This window comes from Archangium sp., from assembly GCF_045802675.1.
GTDB lineage: Bacteria > Myxococcota > Myxococcia > Myxococcales > Myxococcaceae > Archangium.
Genome location: NZ_JBJMQO010000074.1, coordinates 1 through 19,648, shown reverse-complemented (window position 1 = coordinate 19,648; position 19,648 = coordinate 1). Strand labels below are relative to the sequence as shown.

The 19,648-nt window shown below is 69.6% G+C and carries 20 protein-coding genes and 5 tRNA genes; 15 read left to right on the top strand and 10 right to left on the bottom strand.

Annotated features, from left to right (window positions below; genetic code table 11):
• The coding region (locus ACJ8AN_RS20095; protein WP_407757017.1) for a phosphoribosylformylglycinamidine synthase subunit PurQ at positions 1-568 on the top strand (568 nt) is incomplete at its 5' end.
• Positions 569-643: 75 nt separating this feature from the next.
• Here ACJ8AN_RS20095 and ACJ8AN_RS20090 read toward each other — a convergent pair.
• The 4 genes from ACJ8AN_RS20090 to ACJ8AN_RS20075 all read right to left on the bottom strand — a co-directional run bounded on the left by ACJ8AN_RS20090 (position 644) and on the right by ACJ8AN_RS20075 (position 3,470).
• Positions 644-895, bottom strand: a complete 252-nt coding sequence (locus tag ACJ8AN_RS20090) for a hypothetical protein (protein WP_407757016.1) — start codon at positions 893-895, stop codon at positions 644-646.
• 142 nt (positions 896-1,037) lie between these two features.
• The gene (locus ACJ8AN_RS20085; RefSeq protein ID WP_407757015.1) at positions 1,038-1,643 is read right to left on the bottom strand and encodes a Uma2 family endonuclease; all 606 of its coding nucleotides are present in this window, start codon (positions 1,641-1,643) and stop codon (positions 1,038-1,040) included.
• A gap of 68 nt (positions 1,644-1,711) precedes the next feature.
• Positions 1,712-3,082 (bottom strand): M20/M25/M40 family metallo-hydrolase, encoded by a 1,371-nt coding sequence (locus ACJ8AN_RS20080; protein WP_407757014.1) that lies wholly within the window; start codon positions 3,080-3,082, stop codon positions 1,712-1,714.
• Between the two features lie 316 nt (positions 3,083-3,398).
• Positions 3,399-3,470 (bottom strand) — tRNA-Cys (locus ACJ8AN_RS20075).
• Between the two features lie 124 nt (positions 3,471-3,594).
• On the opposite strand from ACJ8AN_RS20075, the gene ACJ8AN_RS20070 reads away from it, so the two are divergent.
• From ACJ8AN_RS20070 to fdxA, 4 genes are all read left to right on the top strand, one after another.
• Positions 3,595-4,749, top strand: a complete 1,155-nt coding sequence (locus tag ACJ8AN_RS20070) for an acyl-CoA dehydrogenase family protein (protein ID WP_407757013.1) — start codon at positions 3,595-3,597, stop codon at positions 4,747-4,749.
• A 125-nt stretch (positions 4,750-4,874) separates the two neighbouring features.
• Positions 4,875-5,228 (top strand): rhodanese-like domain-containing protein, encoded by a 354-nt coding sequence (locus ACJ8AN_RS20065; RefSeq protein ID WP_407757012.1) that lies wholly within the window; start codon positions 4,875-4,877, stop codon positions 5,226-5,228.
• Positions 5,229-5,328: 100 nt separating this feature from the next.
• Entirely contained in the window at positions 5,329-6,417 is a 1,089-nt protein-coding gene (asd, locus tag ACJ8AN_RS20060) for an aspartate-semialdehyde dehydrogenase (protein WP_407757011.1), read from the top strand.
• 97 nt (positions 6,418-6,514) lie between these two features.
• Positions 6,515-6,850 carry a ferredoxin FdxA gene (gene fdxA / locus ACJ8AN_RS20055; protein ID WP_407757010.1) on the top strand — a complete coding sequence of 112 codons (336 nt, stop codon included), beginning with the start codon at positions 6,515-6,517 and terminating at the stop codon, positions 6,848-6,850.
• An 87-nt stretch (positions 6,851-6,937) separates the two neighbouring features.
• Here the strand turns inward: fdxA and ACJ8AN_RS20050 are convergent, their stop codons facing one another.
• Positions 6,938-7,711, bottom strand: coding sequence for a hypothetical protein (locus ACJ8AN_RS20050; protein WP_407757009.1), 774 nt, complete (start codon positions 7,709-7,711; stop codon positions 6,938-6,940).
• Between the two features lie 156 nt (positions 7,712-7,867).
• Entirely contained in the window at positions 7,868-8,938 is a 1,071-nt protein-coding gene (locus ACJ8AN_RS20045; RefSeq protein WP_407757008.1) for a hypothetical protein, read from the bottom strand.
• A gap of 221 nt (positions 8,939-9,159) precedes the next feature.
• Here ACJ8AN_RS20045 and ACJ8AN_RS20040 point away from each other — a divergent pair, with 221 nt between their 5' ends.
• Positions 9,160-9,636 (top strand): GNAT family N-acetyltransferase, encoded by a 477-nt coding sequence (locus ACJ8AN_RS20040; RefSeq protein ID WP_407757007.1) that lies wholly within the window; start codon positions 9,160-9,162, stop codon positions 9,634-9,636.
• Between the two features lie 22 nt (positions 9,637-9,658).
• On the opposite strand, the gene hrpB is transcribed toward ACJ8AN_RS20040, so the two are convergent.
• From hrpB to ACJ8AN_RS20020, 4 genes are all read right to left on the bottom strand, one after another.
• Positions 9,659-12,223, bottom strand: a complete 2,565-nt coding sequence (hrpB, locus tag ACJ8AN_RS20035; protein WP_407757006.1) for an ATP-dependent helicase HrpB — start codon at positions 12,221-12,223, stop codon at positions 9,659-9,661.
• A gap of 38 nt (positions 12,224-12,261) precedes the next feature.
• Entirely contained in the window at positions 12,262-13,308 is a 1,047-nt protein-coding gene (locus ACJ8AN_RS20030) for a hypothetical protein (RefSeq protein ID WP_407757005.1), read from the bottom strand.
• A gap of 75 nt (positions 13,309-13,383) precedes the next feature.
• On the bottom strand, positions 13,384-14,088 hold the full coding sequence (locus ACJ8AN_RS20025) for an HAD family hydrolase (protein ID WP_407757004.1): 705 nt from the start codon (positions 14,086-14,088) through the stop codon (positions 13,384-13,386).
• A 91-nt stretch (positions 14,089-14,179) separates the two neighbouring features.
• Positions 14,180-14,716 carry a HEAT repeat domain-containing protein gene (locus tag ACJ8AN_RS20020; protein WP_407757003.1) on the bottom strand — a complete coding sequence of 179 codons (537 nt, stop codon included), beginning with the start codon at positions 14,714-14,716 and terminating at the stop codon, positions 14,180-14,182.
• Between the two features lie 121 nt (positions 14,717-14,837).
• On the opposite strand from ACJ8AN_RS20020, the gene ACJ8AN_RS20015 reads away from it, so the two are divergent.
• From ACJ8AN_RS20015 to ACJ8AN_RS19975, 9 genes are all read left to right on the top strand, one after another.
• A complete protein-coding gene (locus ACJ8AN_RS20015; protein WP_407757002.1) occupies positions 14,838-15,230 on the top strand; it encodes a hypothetical protein in 393 nt (130 codons plus the stop codon).
• Between the two features lie 96 nt (positions 15,231-15,326).
• Positions 15,327-16,583, top strand: a complete 1,257-nt coding sequence (cglB, locus tag ACJ8AN_RS20010) for an adventurous gliding motility lipoprotein CglB (protein WP_407757001.1) — start codon at positions 15,327-15,329, stop codon at positions 16,581-16,583.
• 66 nt (positions 16,584-16,649) lie between these two features.
• On the top strand, positions 16,650-17,618 hold the full coding sequence (locus tag ACJ8AN_RS20005; RefSeq protein WP_407757000.1) for a RimK family alpha-L-glutamate ligase: 969 nt from the start codon (positions 16,650-16,652) through the stop codon (positions 17,616-17,618).
• Positions 17,619-17,694: 76 nt separating this feature from the next.
• On the top strand, positions 17,695-18,144 hold the full coding sequence (locus ACJ8AN_RS20000) for a hypothetical protein (RefSeq protein ID WP_407756999.1): 450 nt from the start codon (positions 17,695-17,697) through the stop codon (positions 18,142-18,144).
• A gap of 6 nt (positions 18,145-18,150) precedes the next feature.
• On the top strand, positions 18,151-19,032 hold the full coding sequence (gene rlmB, locus ACJ8AN_RS19995; protein WP_407756998.1) for a 23S rRNA (guanosine(2251)-2'-O)-methyltransferase RlmB: 882 nt from the start codon (positions 18,151-18,153) through the stop codon (positions 19,030-19,032).
• 128 nt (positions 19,033-19,160) lie between these two features.
• A tRNA-Thr gene (locus tag ACJ8AN_RS19990) sits at positions 19,161-19,233 on the top strand.
• Between the two features lie 87 nt (positions 19,234-19,320).
• A tRNA-Tyr gene (locus ACJ8AN_RS19985) sits at positions 19,321-19,404 on the top strand.
• A gap of 8 nt (positions 19,405-19,412) precedes the next feature.
• Positions 19,413-19,488 (top strand) — tRNA-Gly (locus ACJ8AN_RS19980).
• A 22-nt stretch (positions 19,489-19,510) separates the two neighbouring features.
• A tRNA-Thr gene (locus tag ACJ8AN_RS19975) sits at positions 19,511-19,586 on the top strand.
• The last annotated feature ends 62 nt before the right edge of the window (positions 19,587-19,648 follow it).

Sequence of the window (19,648 nt, the reverse complement as noted above, 5' to 3'; positions counted from 1 at the left end):
GCGGTCCATCCTGTTCAACTCGAGGGCGCGGGACGAGTTCGCCGCGTTCTTCGCGCGCTCGGGCACCTTCGCGCTGGGCATCTGCAACGGCTGCCAGATGATGTCGCAGCTGCGCGAGCTGATTCCGGGCGCCGAGCACTTCCCGCACTTCGTGCGCAACGTGTCGGAGCAATTCGAGGCGCGGCTGGTGCAGGTGGAGGTGGCGGAGAGCCCGTCGCTGTTCTTCAAGGGCATGGCGGGCAGCCGGATCCTCATTGCGTCATCGCACGGTGAGGGCCGAGCGGAGTTCGCGAGTCCCGAGGACGCGGCGAGGGTGAACGGGTCGGGGATGGTGCCGGTGCGCTTCGTGGACAACCACGGGCGGGTGACGGAGACGTACCCGGCGAACCCGAACGGCTCGCCGCACGGAATCGCGGGCCTGACGTCGAGGGACGGGCGAGTCACCCTCATGATGCCGCACCCGGAGCGGGTGAGCCGGAGTGTGACGTACTCCTGGTGCCCTCCGGAGTGGGGCGAGGACGGCCCCTGGATGCGGATGTTCCGCAACGCGCGCGCCGCGCTGGGGTAGGGCAGCACGCTGCTCTTCATGAAATCGAAGGTCCCACCTTCCAATACGAGGTGGGGCCCTTGATTTATGTGAGATCTATTCTGCCTCGTAGTGGGTCAACCTGGCCGCCTTTGCCGCACTCATGTAGCGGGCCAGACTTTCGGACATGGACGCCTGGGCAGCCTCAATCGCTCTGCGTCGATTCAAATCCCGGTTTGGAAAGAACTCAGGTTGTTGCAGCAGTTGGAAGAGCTGTATATCGGCGAGTAGATCTTGCCGAGCTTGGCGAAGTTGTTGCAGCACCTGCTCGTCCATCTGGCTGCCCTGCTGTCCGCTATTTCCTGCCATGTCGCCTCCTCTTGGTGTGAGCAGGTCGATTTAACGGCGGATTGCGGCGCCTGCCGATGTATTGCGCGACTGTCCGGGTTGAGCTTTCTCGAGGCTATTTGACGCTAATGACAAGGACTCAGCACTCACGACGGTGGAGTTCTTATTCGGACCAAACCAGCGCCAGTTCGAGCTCGATGGTCTCGAACGGCTCGGTGCGAACCTTCTCGTCTCCGGCAAAGGAATTGACGAGGAGCCAGTGGCGCCCCTCGCCGCGGAAGACGTCGAGCGTGTGTGCGACCGGATCCACATGCCAGACGTTGCGCACTCCCTCCCGGGCGTAGATGCGCATCTTCTCGACCTTGTCGATGCGCCGCGTTTGGTCCGAGAGGATTTCGCACACCCAGTCCGGGGCGAGATCGTAGTGCTCCGGAGCGTCGGGCCCTCCGACGGCCTGTGGCAGGCGTGCGCGCGTCCATCCGCAGATATCCGGCACGAGCTTGTCCGGTCGGGGACCGAGGTGCACTTCGGGCTGATTGACGATCACCCATCCGCCCGGTCCTCCCTTGCCGAACGTGAATGCCGTCACGAGGAGGGAACTGAGGTTCGTCAGCGCGTTGAGCGTCGGGCGAGCTGGGTGAGGGCTGATGTGCAGCTCGCCATTGAGGATCTCCGCTATCAGCTCTGGAGGAACCGCCTGAAAGGCAGCCTCGACGGACGGAGAGTTTTGCTGGGCGGGCTCGGTATCGGAGGGGCGGCGCGGGCTCATGAGAGGGACACTCCTCATGCCCCGCGCCTGGATCAACCGTCCCACCGCCCGGACGGCCGCGGAGAACGTCAGCGCGTCTCGGGACCCGCGGTGGTGCCCGCCTTCCGGCCGCGCTTCCCGCTGGCCCACTCTTCCCACACGCCCATGCTCTTCATCTGCTGGCCGAGGTCCGTGGTGCGCACCAGGTCCTCCACCTGCGCGCGCGAGTGGCGCGGCAGCTTCGCGTCCATCTGCGCGAAGCCGTACGCCAGTGCCGCCGTGATGGCCGTGTTGAGCCGCAGCTGCTGCGGATCGCACTTGTCCAGCTCATCCGAGCGCGCGTGGTAGTTCGGCCCGTAGAGCGCCGGCTCCTGATTGGCCACCAGGTTGGGCACGCCGCCGAGCATGAAGTCGAAGTTGTCCGTGCCCACGATCGGCGCGTCCACCTGCGTGAACGGGCCCAGGCCCTTCACCGGCTCGAGCGCGCGGTCCACCAGGGGCGGCAGCTCGGGGCGGCCGCCCGTGAAGAAGCCGGTGATGCGCCCGCAGCCGATGTCGAACGAGGCCGCCATCACATGCTTGTCCAGCTCGGCCTCGTGCGCCTGCGCATAGCCCGCCGAGCCGTACATGCCCTGCTCCTCGCCATTCCACAGCGCGAAGCGGAGGGTGCGCGCGGGCTTGATGCCCAGCTTCTTCATCTGCCGCGCCACGTCGATGAGCGCCACCACGTTGGCCCCGTTGTCCAGCGCCCCCGTGCCCAGGTCCCACGAGTCCAGGTGCGCGCCCACCACCACCACCTCGTCCGGGCGCGTGCTGCCGCGGATTTCACCGATGACGTTGTAGCTCTCGTAGGCCGGCCCGGACTGCACGTCGATGTCCGCCGTGAGCGTCAGCGTCTTGCCCGAGCGCAGCAGGCGCTGGGCGCGCAGGGCGCCATCGCGCTCCATCACCATCATGGGCCGCGTGTTGCGCAGGCCCGTGGACACGTTGTGCCGGTACAGCAGGCTGTTGGGCCGCGAGCCCACGTACACCACGCCCGCCACTCCGGCCGCGAAGGCCCGCTGCTCGATTTCAGCGGACTCGGCGTACTCGCGGAACAGGCCGTCCACGTCCTTGAGCTCCGCCTGGTCCACGAGCACGAACGCGCCCTTCGCCTTCTGTCCGAGCGCCTGGAAGTCCTTCTCGCCGCCCTTGCCCGCGTCGATCAGCGGGGCCGTCGTGCCGCCCTTGGGGGTGGAGACGGAGAAGGGCATGGAGGCGATGCGCGGCGAGAAGCCCACGTCGGCCCCGCGCACGCTCGCGGACGCCGAGCGCTCCAGCCACAGGCCCGGCATCTGGAAGGCCTCCTTGCGCGCGTCGACGCCTGCCTCGCGGAAGCGCGCGAGCGCCCAGTCCACGGAGCGCAGGTTGGACGGCGAGCCCGTGGCCCGGCCGCCGACCTCGTCGACGAGGGACTGCAAGTCCGTCAGCAGCGGCGTGTCCCCGAGGAAGGCCGAGGTCAGCCGTGCCGCCTCGGCCCGCGCTGTCTCCGAGGACTTCGCCGCGGGCTTGGAGGACTCGGCCGCGAGGGCCGGCGAGCCGAGCAGGGACAGGGAGAGAAGGGAGGAGACCAGTCGACGGGAAGAGGAGGTGCTCAGGCGGGAGCTCCGGGAGGAATGGGGCGGTGAGCATCCCCCCAGCCCTCCGAGGACGGCAAGGTTGCTCCCGCCGCGCGCCCGGACCCTGGAAACACGAAGGCCCGATGTGAACCGGAGTCCACATCGGGCCTTTGCTGTGAGGCGCCACCCGGATTCGAACCGGGGAATGAAGGTTTTGCAGACCTTTGCCTTACCACTTGGCTATGGCGCCGCGAGAAGCGAGACCGCCTTATATGAACCCGAAACAGCCGGGTCAAGACAGGAGCGAGGGGGGCGTGCACATCTCGGTCCGGTAGCATCCCGGGCGAGCGTTCTCACCACCGAGGTGCGTCACGATGCTGCACGGTTACGGGCTGTACCTGGAGGAGCACGAGGCCTTCCGCCGCACCGTCCGGGCGGTGGTGGACAAGGAGCTGAAGCCCTTCGCCCCCCAGTGGGAGGAGCAGGAGGAGTTCCCCCGGGCGCTCTTCACCCGCTTCGGCGAGCTGGGCTTCCTCGGTCTCAAGTACCCCGAGGCGTACGGGGGCTCCAACGCCGGCGAGCTCTACGAGGCCGTGCTGCTCGAGGAGATGGGGCGCTGCGGCTCGGGAGGGGTCGCCGCGGGCCTCGGGGCCCAGCACACCATCGCCACCGGCCCCCTCCACAAGTTCGGCACCGAGGACCAGAAGCGGCGCTTCCTCGCCCCGGCCATCCGCGGGGAGAAGATTGGCGCGCTCGGCATCACCGAGCCCAATGGCGGCTCGGACGTCGCCGGCCTGCGCACCACCGCCCGCCGCGACGGCGAGCACTATGTCGTCAACGGCTCGAAGACCTACATCACCAACGGCGTCCGGGCGGACTTCGTCGTGCTGGCGGTGAAGACGAACCCCGACGCCGGGCACAGGGGCCTGTCGCTCCTCCTGGTGGAGAAGGGCACTCCCGGCTTCTCCGTGGGGCGCAAGCTCAAGAAGCTCGGGTGGCGCGCCTCGGACACCGGCGAGCTCTTCTTCGAGGACTGCCGGGTGCCCGCGGCCAACCTCCTCGGGGGCGTCGAGGGCCAGGGCTTCCCCCAAATCATGGGCAACTTCCAGTGGGAGCGCCTGTCGCTCGCGCTGGGGGCGCTCGGGGCCATGGAGGAGATGCTGGAGGTGGTGATGGCCCACGTGCGCGGCCGGCGGGCCTTCGGCCATTCGCTCAGCGAGTTCCAGGTGGTGCGCCACCGGCTCGCCGAGCTGGCCACGGAGTTCGAGGCCGCGCGCCAGCTCACCTACCACGCGCTGCGGCTGCACGTGGGGGGCGAGTACGCCATTGCCCAGACGTCCATGGCCAAGAAGGTGGCCACCGAGACGGCCTGCCGCGTGGCCGATGCGTGCCTCCAGCTCCACGGTGGCGCCGGGTACATGATGGAGTACGACATCCAGCGCCACTGGCGGGACGCGCGCCTGGGCCCCATTGGGGGGGGCACCAGCGAGATCATGAACGAGATCATCGCCAAACAGCTCGGCCTGTAGGGGGCCGCGGAGGTGGACCCCGGTCGGGTGGCCTGGGGTCCCAGGCAGGCGGGCAGTCACAGGGGAAGGGCATATGGGAGCTCCGGGTTGTCCCCGACAGACACCGCAGCAGGAGGTCCCGGGTGGTGGATCCCCGAATGCTCTGTACCGAGCTCTACGTGCGGCTCGGGGACGAGGAAGTGCTCGTCCTCGACTGTCGTGCTCCCGAGGACTGGGAGCGCTATGGCCTGCACATCCCCGGCGCTCTCTGGATGACCTTCGAGGAGATTCTACGGGACGCGGCGGTGCTCCCGGACGACGAGCTCATCGTGGTGTGTGGGTGCGCCGGGGACGGCTCCGATGCGCGCCGGGCCTGCCGCCTGCTCCAGCAGCGGGGGTTCAACGCCATCTACCTGGATGGGGGCCTCCATGCGTGGCTCACCCACGGGCTGCCCACCGAGAGCCACCAGGCGGGCGCCTCGGCGAGCGGGTCGTGCTGAGCTAGGGCGCCGCTCCCCGCCGCGGTGCGTGGAAGTCTGGCGCCAAAGGGTGTAAAGGACGCGCCATTCCCCCGACCCCCATGGAAGGGAGTCACACGTCATGGCCAAGCTTCGTGCTGTCCTCATTGGCGCCACCGGTCTCGCCGGCCAGCAGTTCATCGCCGCGCTGAAGGACCATCCCTCCATCGAGCTCACCGGACTGGCGGCCTCGCCGCGCTCGGCGGGCAAGGCCTACGTGGAGGCGCTGCGCACCGCCAACGGGATGACCGCCTGGTTCGTCCCCGAGGCGCTGCCCGAGTCCATCGCGAAGCTGAAGGTGGTGAGCGGCGAGGAGGTGCAGGCCAGGGACTACGACATCGCCTTCTCGGCGGTGGAGTCGGACGTGGCCAAGGAGCTGGAGCCGCGGCTCGCCAGGGACATCCCCGTGTTCTCCGCGGCCAGCGCCTTCCGCTACGAGGCGGACGTGCCGCTGCTCATTCCCCCGGTGAACGCCGCCCACTCCCCGCTGGTGCGCGAGCAGCAGAAGCGCCGCGGCTGGAAGGGCTTCATCGTCCCCATCCCCAACTGCACCACCACGGGCCTGGCCATCACCCTGGCGCCGCTGCACGAGCGCTTCGGCGTCAAGGCGGTGATGATGACCTCGATGCAGGCCATGTCGGGCGCCGGCCGCTCGCCGGGCGTGATCGGCCTGGACATCCTGGACAACGTCATCCCCTACATCCCCAAGGAGGAGGAGAAGGTCCAGGTGGAGACGAAGAAGATCCTCGGCACGCTGCAGGCCGGGGGCGCGGCCATCACCCCGCATGACGTCCGGGTGTCCTGCACCTGCACCCGCGTGGCGGTGATGGAGGGCCACACCGAGTCCGTCTTCGTGTCGCTGGAGCGCAAGGCCTCCGTGCAGGAGGTGGTGGCGGCCATGCGCGAGTGGCGGGGCGCCGAGGTGTCCCGGACTCTGCCGTCCGCGCCGCCGCGGTGGATTGAAGTGCTCGAGGATCCGTTCCGCCCGCAGCCACGCCTGGACCGGGACACGCACGCGGGCATGGCCACCACGGTGGGCCGGGTGCGCGAGGACGCCGTGCTGGAGAACGGCTTCAAGTACCTGCTCGTCTCGCACAACACCAAGATGGGAGCGGCCAAGGGAGCGATCCTGGTAGCCGAACTGATGCGCGCCCAGGGCCTCCTGGGGTGAGTAGGAGGGGGTAGGTGCTTAAATTAGGGAGTGCCACCCCCGCCACAACCCATTAGTGTGCGCGCGCACGGACTCAGTCCGAGAGGAGAAGATTTCAATGGCTTATGTAGTCACCGAGCCTTGCATCAAGTGCAAGTACACCGACTGTGTCGAGGTCTGCCCGGTCAACTGCTTCTACGAGGGCGCCAACTTCCTGGTCATCCACCCGGACGAGTGCATCGACTGCGGTGCGTGTGAGCCGGTCTGCCCGACCAAGGCGATCTTCCCCGAGTCGGACCTGCCCTCCGAGTACGCCGAGTACAAGGCGCTCAACGCGCAGTACGCCCCCCAGTGGCCGAACATCGCGGAGAAGAAGGAAGCCCTGCCCGACGCCGAGAGCTTCAAGGACAAGAAGGGCAAGCGCCAGCTGCTCGAGCTCAAGCCCGGCAAGTAGGCCCTGTCCGCACTGTCGTTCCGAGGCCCTCCGCCCCTCCGGCGGCAGGGCCTCTGTCATGTCCAGGGTCCTTCGAGGGCGCTCCGCTCAGGAGGTCACGAAGGCACTGAGCTTCAGCCCGCGTTCGGCGAGGGCCTCGCGGATGCGCAGGAGGTCCTTCTGGGGGAAGCCGCCCCGGCGCCCCTGGATGCGCAGGGCTACCTCGCGATCGCCCGTGCGCTCCACCTCCACGGTGGCGTCCAGCGTTCCCCCCAACCGCATCGCCAGGGCCGGCCGCTGCGACTTCACGAACACCTCGATCTTCTCGATGAGCTCCAGCGCCGCCTGCACACGGGCCTCGGGGTTCGCCGGCTCCGGGGCCCTCGTCGCGGCGCCCTGAATGCCTCCGAGGCTCGTTCCTCCGGCGGCGGAGAGCGCCTCCAAGGAGGACGCGGCGGGTGGGGGCTCGGCCTCGGGTGACAGGGGGGTGGAGCGGGAGGGCACCGGCTCGGCGCGCGGCTCCCGGGCGAGCTCCCGGGCGACGAGGTCCGTCAGGCGCTGGTGCATCCGCTCCTGGCTCGTCTGGTGGGCCTCGCCGCGCACGTCCCCGAGGCGGTGGGCCTCGGCGTTCATGCCCTGGCGCACCTGGCCCAGGCGCTCGGTGCTGGCGAAGGCGCCCCGTTGCGGCGTCCGCGCCAGCCCGGGGGTGGCCACGGTTCCAGGGGTGCCCCGTGCGGTGGCCCCGGTGTTCCGGGCCGTCGGTGCCGGCCGGGCCGGAGCCTTCGCCGCCTGGGGAGGGGCCTTCTTCAGTGCTTCCTGGAAACGTCCCGATTCCGATGCCGGCCGGGCCGGCGCTTCCTCGTTACGACCGTCGACCTTCATGGGGTCCCTCTCGGCGCTGGGTGGGAGCCGAGGGGAGAGCACGGCCCATGCCAGGGCGGCTCGCTGGAGGGACTCGGGGAGGGGCTCTCCGTCCGTGGACGGCAGGCTCCCGGGTGGGACGGCTACCCGGGACGGTGGCGGTCCTCCGGGTGCTAGCTAACGGCCCGGCTTCGAGAAGGCGCCGGACTGCGTGGGCGACGAGCCCATCAGGTCGTTGATGGCGAAGGGGCAGCGCGCCACGGCGGCGGGATCCGCCAGGGTGTTGCCCTGGGTCCAGTCGCGGTCCTGGAAGATGAGCGCCTCGCGCAGCTCCACCTCGGTGAGCGCCTTCTTGAACTCCCAGAAGCGCCCGCGCACCATCAGCCGGGAGCCGCGGGGGATGCGGCTCAGGTCGAGGTACTGCTGGGGCGCCAGCCGCGCGGAGATGTTGACCACGGGGCGCGCCTGCTGCCGGCCGAAGGGATCGATGTCCCCGGCGTTGGGATCGGGCGGGTACCACACCATGCGGGCCACGGCCGTGGGCTCCTCGGGCTCCTCGTCGACGACGGGAGCGCCCCGGCGCTTCTTGGCCGGCTTCTTCTTCTTGGGCTGCTCCACGCGCAGATCGAGCAGCTCGAGGTTGCCGAAGGCCACCTGCCGGTCGAGGTAGCTCTCGCGGAACATCTTCTCGGCGGAGCGGGCGGCGGTGCCGTTGGCGCGGGTCACCTCGACGTCATAGCGGTCGCGCAGCGCGGGGAGGGTGAGGAAGAAGCTGTCGATGGGCTTGAGGCCCTCGGAGAGGAAGCGCAGCTTGCCCACGTCGACGGTGAGGACCACGGGCCCGAGCTTCGCCGCGGTCTGGAACCAGTGGGGGGGCATGGTGCGGTCGAGCAGCACGCGCCGCACCATGGCCACCAGGTAGACGTTGGCCTGGAAGCGCGGGGTGGACAGCTGCGTGTTGAGCGCCTGGACGAGCAGGGGATCCAGGTAGAAGTTCTCGTCGCGCTTGTGGAGCAGGGGCGACGTCTCGCCGAGCAGCGTGAGCAGGCCGCCGAGGAGCTGGGCGCAGTTGGGATCATTGCTTCCCTGCTCGAGGGCCCGGTAGACGCCGGTCTTGAGGAAGCGGCGGTCGAAGTCCTCTTCCTTGAGGTTGGGCACGTCGCCGCCGGAGCCGAAGAAGACCTCGGGCTGGGCGGAGGCGGGGAGGGAGACGAAACAGAGGACGAGTGCGAGGAGGGCGGATCGCATCGCGCCGCAGGCTATCACGCCGGAGGGGCCGGGCTCGCGGGAGAGAAGGGCCTGGGCGGGCAGGGGGAGGGGCGCGTGACTCCCAGCGTGGCGGCGGCCCCGAATCCGGCGGCCTGGACAGGAGGCATCGCTACGGGGGAGCGCTTAGCCCGGTGGGGGTGCCTTTGGGCCTGCCTTTTGGCCTGTTTGACCCGTCGGGATTTGTGTACCTTGGCCGGGCCATGCCGAACGCGGAGAATCCCCAGCAGCCAGTCACCATCGCTCAGATCAAGACGGAGCCTGAGTTGTGGCAGGCGCTCGCCATCCGCGAGGTGGTGTTCATCGAGGAGCAGCACGTACCCGAGGGCATCGAGCGGGACGCCGAGGATGCGAAGGCGTACCACGTGCTGGCGTTCCAGGGTGGGCACGCCATCGGGACGGGGCGTCTGGTGATGTTGCCCGAGCCGCCGTCCGGAGAGAGCGGGACGTGGGCGCAGATCGGGCGCATGGCGGTGTTGCAGGCGCACCGCAAGGCGCGAGTGGGCGCGATGCTGCTGACGTCGCTGGAGGACGAGGCGAGGCGGCGGGGCGTGACGGGGATCCTGTTGCACTCGCAGCTGTACGCGCTCGAGTTCTACAAGAAGCAGGGGTACGAGCCGCTCGGAGAGGTATTCAAGGAAGCGGGCATCGACCACCTGCAGATGCGCAAGAAGCTGTAGCACGCGCTTCCCGCGCCTCCGGTCAAATCCGCCGGCCACGCTCGGCCGGAGTCTGCGCGTGACGCGGATCCTCGGGCCAGCTGTGCTTCGGGTATTTGCGGCACAGCTCCTTGCGGATGGACGGGTAGTGCCGTTCCCAGAATCCAGCGAGGTCGGTGGTCACCTGCACGGCGCGCATGTTGGGCGCGAGCAGGTGGAGCACGAGCGGAACCCGCCCGGCGCAAACACTGGGCCCCTGGGCCATGCCGAAGAAGTCCTGGAGGCGGGACTCGGCCCAGGGGGGCTTACCGGGCTCGTAGTGGACCTTGGTGGTGCGGCCGCCGGGGAGAGCAACCTTCTCGGGGGCGTGGTTGGACAGCAACCGTGCCTGCTCCGAAGTGAGCCGCGAGTAGAGCGCGTCGAGGAGTGACACGCCCTCGAGGTCCGCGAAGCTCCGGGCGCCGGCGCACAGGGACGCGAGCGAGTCGCGCATGAACGCATCATCCACGGTGGGGAATCCAGCCTCGGGGAACGCCTGGGCGAGCAGGGCGACGCGGGTGCGCCACTGCTGAAGGGCCTCGGGGTCGGCGAAGCGGCCGGGGCCGGCGGCGAGGGCCTGCTCGACGAGCACGCGCGCGGCCTCCTCGGAGGGGGGCGCGGGAGTGCGGGTCTCCTCGAGGACGAGGTTGCCGTAGGAGAGGCGGGTGATGCGCTCGACGCGCTTGGAGGTGGGGTTCCACTGGAGGGCGTCCACTTCCTCCAGTGCGTCGGGGTACAGGTCGAGGAGCCACTCGGGCTCGACGGCGCTGGCGAGGCGGATGATGACACCGCGGCCGGGGCGCTCCTCGGCGTCGATGGCGATCATCAGCTCGGGCTCCTGGACGACGCTGACCTCGGAGAGCTGCGCGGTGCCACCGCCGAAGAGGAGGAGCTCGGGAGAGCGGGGCTTGCGGCGGCGGGCCACCCGGTCCGGGTAGCCGGCGAGCGCACTGAGCATGAGCGCCTGTTCCATGTCCTCGGGGCGGGAGGGACGCTGCCCCTGCTCACGGACGGCACGCCGAAGCTGGCGCTGCACGCGGTCCACGGCCTGCACGGCGCCCTGCTCGAGGGAGAGCGACTGCACGCGGCCGGAGGAGAAATTGGAGCGCTCGGCCTCGCGGAAGCGCTCGAGCAGCTCCAGCAGATCCGAGGGCCCGGCGACGACGTTGGCGGCACGGCCGGGGCCGGAGAGGTTGGTGCGGGCCTCACGGCGGATGTCGCGCTCACCGACGAGGGCGGCGAGCAGGGCTGCGTCCGCGCCGACACCGCGCCTCTCGCCCTCGACGATGATGCGGGCCTGACGGGGGTGCAGCGGAAAGCGCAGCAGCCGCTGGCCGATCTCCGTGACGGACCCATGGGGGGCCACGGCGCCCAGGAGGCGCAGGAGCGTCTCGGCGGCCTCGAGCGAAGCGGCGGGAGGGGGCTCGAAGAAGGGGAAGGAGGCGAGGTCCTTCACGCCCGCGGCGCGCAGGGCGAGGATCGTCTCCGCCAGGTCCATGCGGCGGATTTCGGGGGCATCCTGCTCGGGGCGGCCGTCGAAGTCGTGCTGGGTGTAGAGGCGGAGACAGTGGCCGGAGCGGGTACGGCCGGCGCGGCCGGCGCGCTGGGTAGCGGAGGCGCGGCTCACCTTGGAGAGCTTGAGGATGGGCAGCCCGGACCAGGGCGAGTGCGAGGCCACGCGGGCGAGTCCACTGTCGATGACGGCGGCGACTCCGTCGATGGTGACGGAGGTCTCCGCGACGTTGGTGGAGAGGATGATCTTCCGGCGCGAGCTGCGGCGTACGGCGCGGTCCTGCTCGGCGGGAGGCAGGTCGCCGTGGAGGGGGAGGAGGTCGATGCCGTGGCGCTCGGCGAACTCGGCGCAGGTGTCCTTCGCGCGGCGGATTTCCCCGGCGCCGGGGAGGAACACGAGCACATCGCCATCGAGGCCGTTGGCGTGGAGCCGCTTGATGCCGGAGAGCACCTGGGCATCGAGGTAGCGGTCGTCGGCGGTGGGGAGGTACTCGAGGCTGACGTCGAAGCGGCGGCCCTCGGAGCGCAGGGTGGGGCAGTTACCGAGGTAGGCGGCGATGGGCGCGGCCTCGAGCGTGGCGGACATGACCACGATCTTCAGGTCGGGCCGGGGGCCCTGCTGGAGGCGGCGCAGGAGGGCGAGTGAGATGTCGGCGGAGAGGTGGCGCTCGTGGAACTCGTCGAGCACGACGACGCCGACGTCGCGGAGGGTGGGGTCGGAGAGGAGGCGGCGGCCGAGCACGCCCTCGGTGACGAAGGAGAGGCGGGTTTTGGGGCCGCGGACGTCCTCGAAGCGGACCTGGTAGCCGACGGTTTCGCCCACGCGCTCGCCGATCTCCTCGGAGACGCGCTGGGCGGCGAGCCGGGTGGGGAGGCGGCGGGGTTGGAGGACGACGATCTCCTTGCCCTGGCCGAGGCCGGCCTCGAGCAGGGCGCGGGGCACGCGGGTCGTCTTGCCGGCGCCGGGAGGAGCCTCGAGCACGAGCGACTTCGCGCCGCGCAGCGTGGCGACGATCTCGGGCAGGAGGGGATCGATGGGAAGGGCGACGTCGGCCATGGCCGATTCCTCTTGACGGTGGCGCGAGGCCACCGCTGTCAGGCCGACTCCGAGGAGGTCGACTTGGGGTCGGTCTTCTTGCGTCCGCGCTTGGACGCCGCCTTGGCGGGCTCGGCCGCCGGGGGAGCGGGAGGAGGCTCGGGCGTGGAGGGCGCTTCGGGAGCTGGAGCCGCGGCGACTGCTTCAGGAGCCGGAGCCGCCTGGGACGCGTCCTCGGTGGAAGCCGGCTCGGAGGGAGCGTCGCCGGAGAGCGCCGCGAGCTCGGCCAGTTCGGCGGCACTGGGCTCCTCGGAGTCTGTCTCGAGGGGCTCGGCTTCGAGGGCCTCGGACTCGGAGACAGCGGCCTCGGGGGCGCTCACCTCGGTGGAGTCCAGGAACGGAAGCCCGCGAGCGGCGCGCTTGCGCGGCTTGGCGGCGAGGCCGGAGTTCTCGAAGGCATCCGCGAGCGGAGCGAGGGCGGCCTCGGCGAGGCAGCGGGCCTGGCGCAGTCCGACGTCCAGCTTCTTGCCGAGCGCGATGAGCTCGGCGCGCAGGGGAGCGGCCTGCTCGTGGGGGAGCTGCACGGGGGCGAAGCAGGACTGCCAGTTGGCGTAGGCGGTGGCGACCTGGGCCAGCACGGGGCGGACGAAGGAGAAGTCGTCGCGAGCGAGGATGCGCGAGACGTAGGAGGACTTGAGGCGGCGCTCGTAGCCGGCGGCGAACTCCTGGAGGGTGTCGCGGGAGGCGCGGCGCAGCTGGGGGAACTTGAGGTGGGGGAAGAGCGCCTCGATGACGGGGGAGCGGCTGCTGGCGCAGAAGGTGATGCCGGCGTGGAGCTTCTCCAGCGAGTCGATCCAGAGGTTGTGGAGGTTGAAGGCGAACTCCTCGCGGACCTCCTCGAGCTCGGGCAGGTCGCGGACCTTCTCGAGGATGGAGGCGGCGGGGGCGCGCTCGGTGCGGACGATCTGGATGGCGGTGGCCAGCCACTCCTTCTCGCGCTCCAGGCCCGAGCGGCCCGCGAGCAGCTCATCGGCGGCGGCGAGGCGCGAGTCGAAGGCCTCGGCGAAACGGACGAGATCGTAGGCTTCGAGGGTGGACAGCGACATGGGGTGGGAGCTCCTCGGATCCAGGGCGGCCCGGCGGGAGATAGCACACCCGGGGAGGGGGAAGGGCAGGCCGTCTCAACGCCCGTCGAGCAGGGCGGCGAGCGCTTCGTGGGCCGTGAGGTCGGGGAAGGCGTAGTCAGCGCCGCAGGCGAGCAGGGCCTCGGGGGAGAAGCTACCGGTGCCCACGCCGATGCAGGTGGCGCCGATGCCCTGGGCGGCGGCGACGTCCTTGGGGGTATCGCCGATGACGACGACGCGGCACTGCTCGACGGGGACGCCCAGCAAGGCGGCGCCACTGCGAGCACCGTGGCGGATGAGCTCGACGCGGTCCTCGTGATCGCAGCCGAAGCCGCCGAAGGAGAAGCGGTCGTGGATGCGGACGCGCTCGAGCTTGATGCGGGCGCCCTCGCGGACGTTGCCGGTGCCGAGTCCCACGGCGAAGCCCTTGCGGGAGAGGGCGGCGTCGACGGCCTCGCGCATGCCGGGGTGGAGGATGTAGTCGCGCTCGGCGACGCGGGGGACCTCCTCGGCCAGGTGCCGGAGGTAGGCGTCGATGACGGCGGAGATGGCGGCGGGGGAGGGGGTGACGCCGATGATTTCGAGCGCCTTGCGGACGATGGCCCGGTCGGTCATGCCGGACATGCTGAAGGAGTCACAGGCATCGCGGCGGCCGTGGAGACGCTCGAAGGCGAGGTCCATGGAGCGTCGGCCGGCGCCACCGGTGGTGACGAGGGTGCCATCGATGTCGAAGAGGAGCACGGTGGGGCGCATGGCCCCCATCTAACGGAAGCCGTGCCCCGACGCGAGCACCTGTTCCCTCGCCCTCCAGGCGGGGGCGGGGGGACCGGGCGCCCCGGGTTGAACCCCTGCTCTACGGCTCGAGGTAGCTGAGGCCCATCTGGATGGCCTCGCGAACGAGCAGACTCTCCTCATTCGGAAGCCGCTCCTCGAGGAGCTTGCGAGCCTCCACACCGCCCAGGCGGCCGAGGGTCTGAGCGGCGGTGGCGCGCACCTGCTCGCTGCGATCCTCGAGAAGGGGGGTAACGAGAGGCAGCGCCTCGAGTCCGGCGACGACGGCGATGGCGGCGACGGCGCGGGAGCGCTGGGGCTCGGGGGCCTGGGGGTTGCTGGCGAGGCCGAGCAGCTCGGGCAGTGCCTCGGGGCCGAGCGGGGCCCAATCCGAGGCGCGGGGGAAGGAGTCGGGGCGCTCGAGGAGGCGGACGATTTCCTCGTGCACGTTGGCGCGGGGCTGGGGCGCGGCGGGGGCCGGCATGCGAGCCGCGGAGGCCTCACCGTGGAGGGAGGGGCCCGTGAGGAGCAACGTGGCGAGCGCGCACGTGGGGGCCAGACGGGCGAGTCGCGCGCGGGAGAGCGAGGCGGCGCGCGCGGCGAGTGGGGAGGAGGACATGGGGGAGACTCCCTCGAACGGAGCTTCGACTGGCCCCGTTATAGGCCGGAGGCGCGGGTGGTTTCGACGCACCCCGAGTGCCTTTTGCTGAAAGTGGATTCTTGTATTGTCGCGCGCCCATATGTCTGGACGCGTCTTCTTCTTCCTGCAGCACGCCACGTACGAGCCTGCGTTCCAGGCCGCCTCGATGGGAATCACCGCGGCGGCGATGGGGGACGAGGTGTATTTCGTCTTCGCCTTCGACGCGTTGCGCGCGCTGGTGCGAGGCAGCTTCGGCCATCCGCACACGGAGAAGGAGTTGTCGGAGAGTGCACGCGCGGAGGGTCTCGGGGTGCTCCCGCCCGCCCGCATGCTGGAGGAGGCGCGGGCGTTGGGCGCGAAACTGGTGGCGTGCGACACCACGGTAAGAATCTGTGGATACGCGCCTGAGGAGCTGCGCGGGACGCTGGACGAGGTGATGGGGCTCGCGTCGTTGTGGAGACTGACGGCGGGTGCACGCACCCTTGCCCTCTAGGGAAGCCTGGAGTTGATGCTGGCCGAGGGTGCGCGGGAGAGGGTATTCTCGGCCTGCTTTCGGGGCCGGACCCTGTTGAGGAGCGATTTCAAATCTATGCGCGCCAAGCTGACTCTCGTGAGCGCCCTTGTGCTGGGCACCCTGGGTGGTGTCTTCGCCACCGGTTGCCAGACGTATGACTTCGAGCCGGTGGATCCGCTCGCCATCTCCCAGACGACGGAGACGCGGCGCATCGAGGCGCGCGCGGCCAAGCCGAACCTGATGCTGCTGGTGGACACGTCCGGCTCGATGAAGGATCCGGTGGATCCGACGGATCCGGACTGCAAGGTGAGCGGTGTCCTCTGCGGCGACGCGCGTCCGTGCAACACGACCGTGTGCCCCACGCGCTGGAGCGAGCTGCAGGCGGCCATGCAGGACTTCCTCTCCACCAGCGGCACGGTGGCGCGGATGGGCCTGGCGACCTATCCGGACCTGAAGGTGGATGCCTCGTGCGGCGCCACGGCCTCGCTGAGCGTCGGGCTGCCCGCGGCGGGCGATGATGCCGATGCCACGCTCGCGGGCAACGCCGAGAAGGTGAAGAACAAGATCCTCGCCATCAAGAACTCGTCGACGACCCCGGGTGAGCAGACGCCGTCGGGAGGTACGCCCACCAGCCTGAGCCTCAAGTACGTGGGCACGCTCCCCGAGCTGCAGACGGCGGAGCGTCCCGACTTCGTGCTGCTGCTGACGGACGGTCTGCCCAACTGCAACGGGGCCTACCAGCCGGCCTACCCGGATTCCGGCTGCTTCTGCACCCTGTCGGATTGCACCTACGCCAAGCAGATCGGCTGCCTGGACAAGAATGAGTCGGTGGCGTCGGTGCAGGCGCTGCGCGGCAAGGAGATCAAGACGATCGTCGTCGGCTTCGGCGCGGACTTCAACTCGACCACCACGTCGGGGCAGCAGGGCGCGTCGACGCTCAACCAGATGGCGGATGCGGGTGGCTTCGCGCGCGAGTGCGTGGCGGACTCGGACTGCGGTACGGGTGACACCTGCGACAAGACCAAGAGCCTGTGCAACCGCCGTTTCTACCAGGCGGCCAACAAGGCGGAGTTGGTGGCGGCCCTGAAGAAGATCACCGAGAAGGTCTCGACCGTTGACCCCTGTGTGGTGCTCTTCGACGCGGACGAGGCCCCGAGCTCGCAGGAGCTGGTGGTGGTGTACCTCAACGGGGAGCGCGTGGAGCCGGGCGCGGACACCTGGAGTCTGCAGGGCAATGTCCTGACCTTCACGGGCTCGTCGTGCTCGCGCATCAACGGCTCCACGACGGCCAACCCGGTGGACATCGAGGTTCGCGCCGTTCAGCGTCGTTAGTCCTTCGGGGCGGCTTTACGCGGTGAAGGGTCGGGGCTATGTCTCCGGCCCCCGTCCGGGCCGCCCATGAAGATCACCCTCCTCTCGCGCTCCGCCTCCATTTCGTCCACCAAGCGACTGGTCGAGGCCGGACGCGCGAGAGGGCACCAGGTGCGTGTGCTCAACCCGGTCCGGGTGGAGATGCACCTGGATGGGCAGCGCGCCACCCTCTATTACCGGCGCCGCAAGCTGTCCTTGTGCGACGTGGTCATCCCGCGCATCGCGCAGTCCATCAGCAACTACGGTCTGGCGGTGGTGAACCAGTTCGCCATGTGCGGGGTTCCGCTGGTGAACACGGCGCGGGCCATCGCCGAGTCGCGCAACAAGCTGCGCTCGCTGCAGTTGTTGTCGGCGCACGGCATCGACATTCCGGCGACGGTGATGGCGCGGGACGCGGCGGACCTGAAGGCCATGGTGGGCCTGGTGGGCGGCGTGCCGGTGCTGGTGAAGCTGCTGCAGGGCCAGGAGAAGCACGGGGTGATGGTGTGCGAGAGCCTCCAGTCGTTGGAGGCGGCGCTCGAGGCCATTCTGGGACTGGGGCACAACCTCGTGGTCCAGCAGTACGTGCAGAACACCGGGCAGGACGTGCGGGTGCTGGTGGTGGGAGGCCGGGCGGTGGCGGCGGTGCGGCGCCGGCCGAGGTTCGGGCGGCTCTCCTACACGCTGAACCGGGGCGCGCGGCTGGAGCGCATCGAGCTGACGGAGTTGCAGCGTCAGGCGGCGGAGAAGACGGCCACGCTGGTGGGGTTGGAGGTGGCGGCGGTGGACCTGCTGGACGTGCAGGAGGGGCACCCGAAGGTGTTCGAGGTGAACAGCTCGCCGGCCCTCCTGGAGATGGAGGCGGCCACGGGGTTGGACCTGGCCCGCATCATCATCGAGCGCGCCGAGGTGCTGGGGTCCGGAGGGGCGCGGGTGGGCCTGCCAGAGCCGGAGCCGGAGCCGACGCCGCCCTCCCGGCGCAAGCGGGTGCCCAAGGCTTCCGCGAGCGGGGCGTGAACAGAAAGAGGTCCCCGGGCGTCGGAGGCGCGGTGATATAGGGGGGACCGCTGACCCTCCCTGAGGAGAACGAACCATGCCGCACTTCCGAGGCCTCACCTCGCTGGCCGCCGTGCTGGTGACCCTTGCCTGGACCCAGGCCCATGCCGAGGGCCAGGTGGACCCGACCACTCTCTATGAGGTGAGCACGGAGGGGACCTCCACGAAGGTGAAGGCGGGGGAGCAGGGCGTGTTCGTGCTGTCCATCAAGAGCAAGAAAGGGGCGCACGTCTCCGACGAGGCGCCGCTGAAGCTGGAGCTCAAGGGGACGCAGGTGGTGCCCGCGCAGGAGAAGCTGGCGTTGAAGGACTCGGTGGCGAAGAAGGCGGCGGGGCAGCAGTACGCGGAGCCGCGCTTCGAGGTACCCTTCAAGGCGGAGGCGGCCGGAAAGGGCACGCTGGAGGCGAAGCTGACCTTCTTCATCTGCTCGGAGCAGCTGTGCGCCCGGCAGCAGAAGACGTTCTCCCTGCCCGTCGAGGTTCTCTAAGCCGTGGTGCGCCAGCGGACGTCCAGGGGCAGTGAGCGTGGGGAGCGCGGCGGAGAGCGCGGCGCGGACCGTGAGCATGGGGAGCGCGGTGGAGAGCGGGGAGGGCGCGGGGGCGAGCGCGCCGAGCATGCGCGCTACGTGTACGGGGTGAACCCGGTGCTGGAGTCACTCCGGGCGCACGCGGAGCGGATGGAGCGCCTCTTCGTGACGGAGGGGCAGCTGGCCGCGAAGGCAGCGGCGGAGATCTTCAGCCGGGCGAGGGACGCGGGCATCCGGGTGGAGCGTGTGCCGCGCGAGCGCCTGGCGGCGATGGCCGACGGTGGGGTGCACCAGGGCGTGGTGGCCGAGCTGCGGGGCTTCGAGTACGCGGACCTGACGGACTTGTTGGAGGCGGCCGAGGCGAGCGGACGTCCGCCGCTGTTGGTGGTGCTCGACGGCATCCAGGATCCGCACAACTTCGGAGCCATCGTCCGCTCGGCGCACGCGCTGGGGGCGCACGGGGTGATCATCGCCAAGGATCGGGCGGTGCCGGTGACGGGCGTGGTGGCCAAGGCGTCGGCGGGGGCGGTGGAGCACTGCCCCATCGCGCGAGTCACCAACCTCTCCCGGGCGCTGGAGGAACTGAAGGAGGCGGGGGTGTGGATCGCCGCGGCCGACCCTCACTCGAACGAGTACGTGTGGAGCGCCCGGCTGGACGGGCCGTTGGCGTTGGTGGTGGGGGCCGAGGGAGCGGGCGTGCGCCAGGGCGTCCTGGAGCACTGCGACTTCCGCCTGAGGATTCCGATGCTCGGTCAGGTCGGTTCTCTGAATGCGTCCGTTTCCGCGGCGATTCTGCTATACGAGGCCGCGCGGCAGCGGGGGACGTCACGCCCTGGTGCCGGAAGTTGAACCGTCCGGATCAAACCGCTTGACTTGGGGGACGGGGACTTCTAAAAGGGCGCGCCTCGACGGGACGGGTGGTTGACGGTTCCCGGCGCTGGAACGGGCGGGCAGGGGACGCAGCCGGAGTGTTGGACGCCGGTGTAGCTCAGTCGGTAGAGCAACTGATTTGTAATCAGTAGGTCGCGGGTTCAAGTCCCGCCGCCGGCCAAGCACGGGGGCCGCGGATGAGGGCCCGGTTCGAAAAAAGCAGTAGGAAGAAACAGGGGTTTCAAGGTAGTTGAGGATAGCGGTTGAGGAGGGGTACCCAAGTGGCCAAAGGGAGCAGACTGTAAATCTGCCGGCTCTACGCCTTCGTTGGTTCGAATCCAACCCCCTCCATCGGCATCGCGGGAATAGCTCAGTTGGTAGAGCGTCAGCCTTCCAAGCTGAATGTCGTGGGTTCGAGTCCCATTTCCCGCTCCAGCTGTTGTAGTCGCAGATACAAGCCCCGATAGCTCAGTTGGCAGAGCGCATCCTTGGTAAGGATGAGGTCACCAGTTCAATCCTGGTTCGGGGCTCCATTTTTTCGAGGAGCGTTATGTCCAAGGAAAAGTTCGAAAGAACGAAGCCGCACGTCAACATC

Coding starts and splice junctions, on each gene's coding strand:
- ACJ8AN_RS20070 (WP_407757013.1), top strand. CDS start 3,595: ATGCTGCACGGTTACGGGCTGTACCTGGAGGAGCACGAGGCCTTCCGC.
- cglB (WP_407757001.1), top strand. CDS start 15,327: ATGCGCGCCAAGCTGACTCTCGTGAGCGCCCTTGTGCTGGGCACCCTG.
- fdxA (WP_407757010.1), top strand. CDS start 6,515: ATGGCTTATGTAGTCACCGAGCCTTGCATCAAGTGCAAGTACACCGAC.
- ACJ8AN_RS20000 (WP_407756999.1), top strand. CDS start 17,695: ATGCCGCACTTCCGAGGCCTCACCTCGCTGGCCGCCGTGCTGGTGACC.
- asd (WP_407757011.1), top strand. CDS start 5,329: ATGGCCAAGCTTCGTGCTGTCCTCATTGGCGCCACCGGTCTCGCCGGC.
- ACJ8AN_RS20090 (WP_407757016.1), bottom strand. CDS start 895: ATGGCAGGAAATAGCGGACAGCAGGGCAGCCAGATGGACGAGCAGGTG.
- ACJ8AN_RS20045 (WP_407757008.1), bottom strand. CDS start 8,938: ATGCGATCCGCCCTCCTCGCACTCGTCCTCTGTTTCGTCTCCCTCCCC.
- ACJ8AN_RS20085 (WP_407757015.1), bottom strand. CDS start 1,643: ATGAGCCCGCGCCGCCCCTCCGATACCGAGCCCGCCCAGCAAAACTCT.
- ACJ8AN_RS20015 (WP_407757002.1), top strand. CDS start 14,838: ATGTCTGGACGCGTCTTCTTCTTCCTGCAGCACGCCACGTACGAGCCT.
- ACJ8AN_RS20050 (WP_407757009.1), bottom strand. CDS start 7,711: ATGAAGGTCGACGGTCGTAACGAGGAAGCGCCGGCCCGGCCGGCATCG.
- ACJ8AN_RS20025 (WP_407757004.1), bottom strand. CDS start 14,088: ATGGGGGCCATGCGCCCCACCGTGCTCCTCTTCGACATCGATGGCACC.
- ACJ8AN_RS20030 (WP_407757005.1), bottom strand. CDS start 13,308: ATGTCGCTGTCCACCCTCGAAGCCTACGATCTCGTCCGTTTCGCCGAG.
- ACJ8AN_RS20040 (WP_407757007.1), top strand. CDS start 9,160: ATGCCGAACGCGGAGAATCCCCAGCAGCCAGTCACCATCGCTCAGATC.
- hrpB (WP_407757006.1), bottom strand. CDS start 12,223: ATGGCCGACGTCGCCCTTCCCATCGATCCCCTCCTGCCCGAGATCGTC.
- ACJ8AN_RS20005 (WP_407757000.1), top strand. CDS start 16,650: ATGAAGATCACCCTCCTCTCGCGCTCCGCCTCCATTTCGTCCACCAAG.
- ACJ8AN_RS20020 (WP_407757003.1), bottom strand. CDS start 14,716: ATGTCCTCCTCCCCACTCGCCGCGCGCGCCGCCTCGCTCTCCCGCGCG.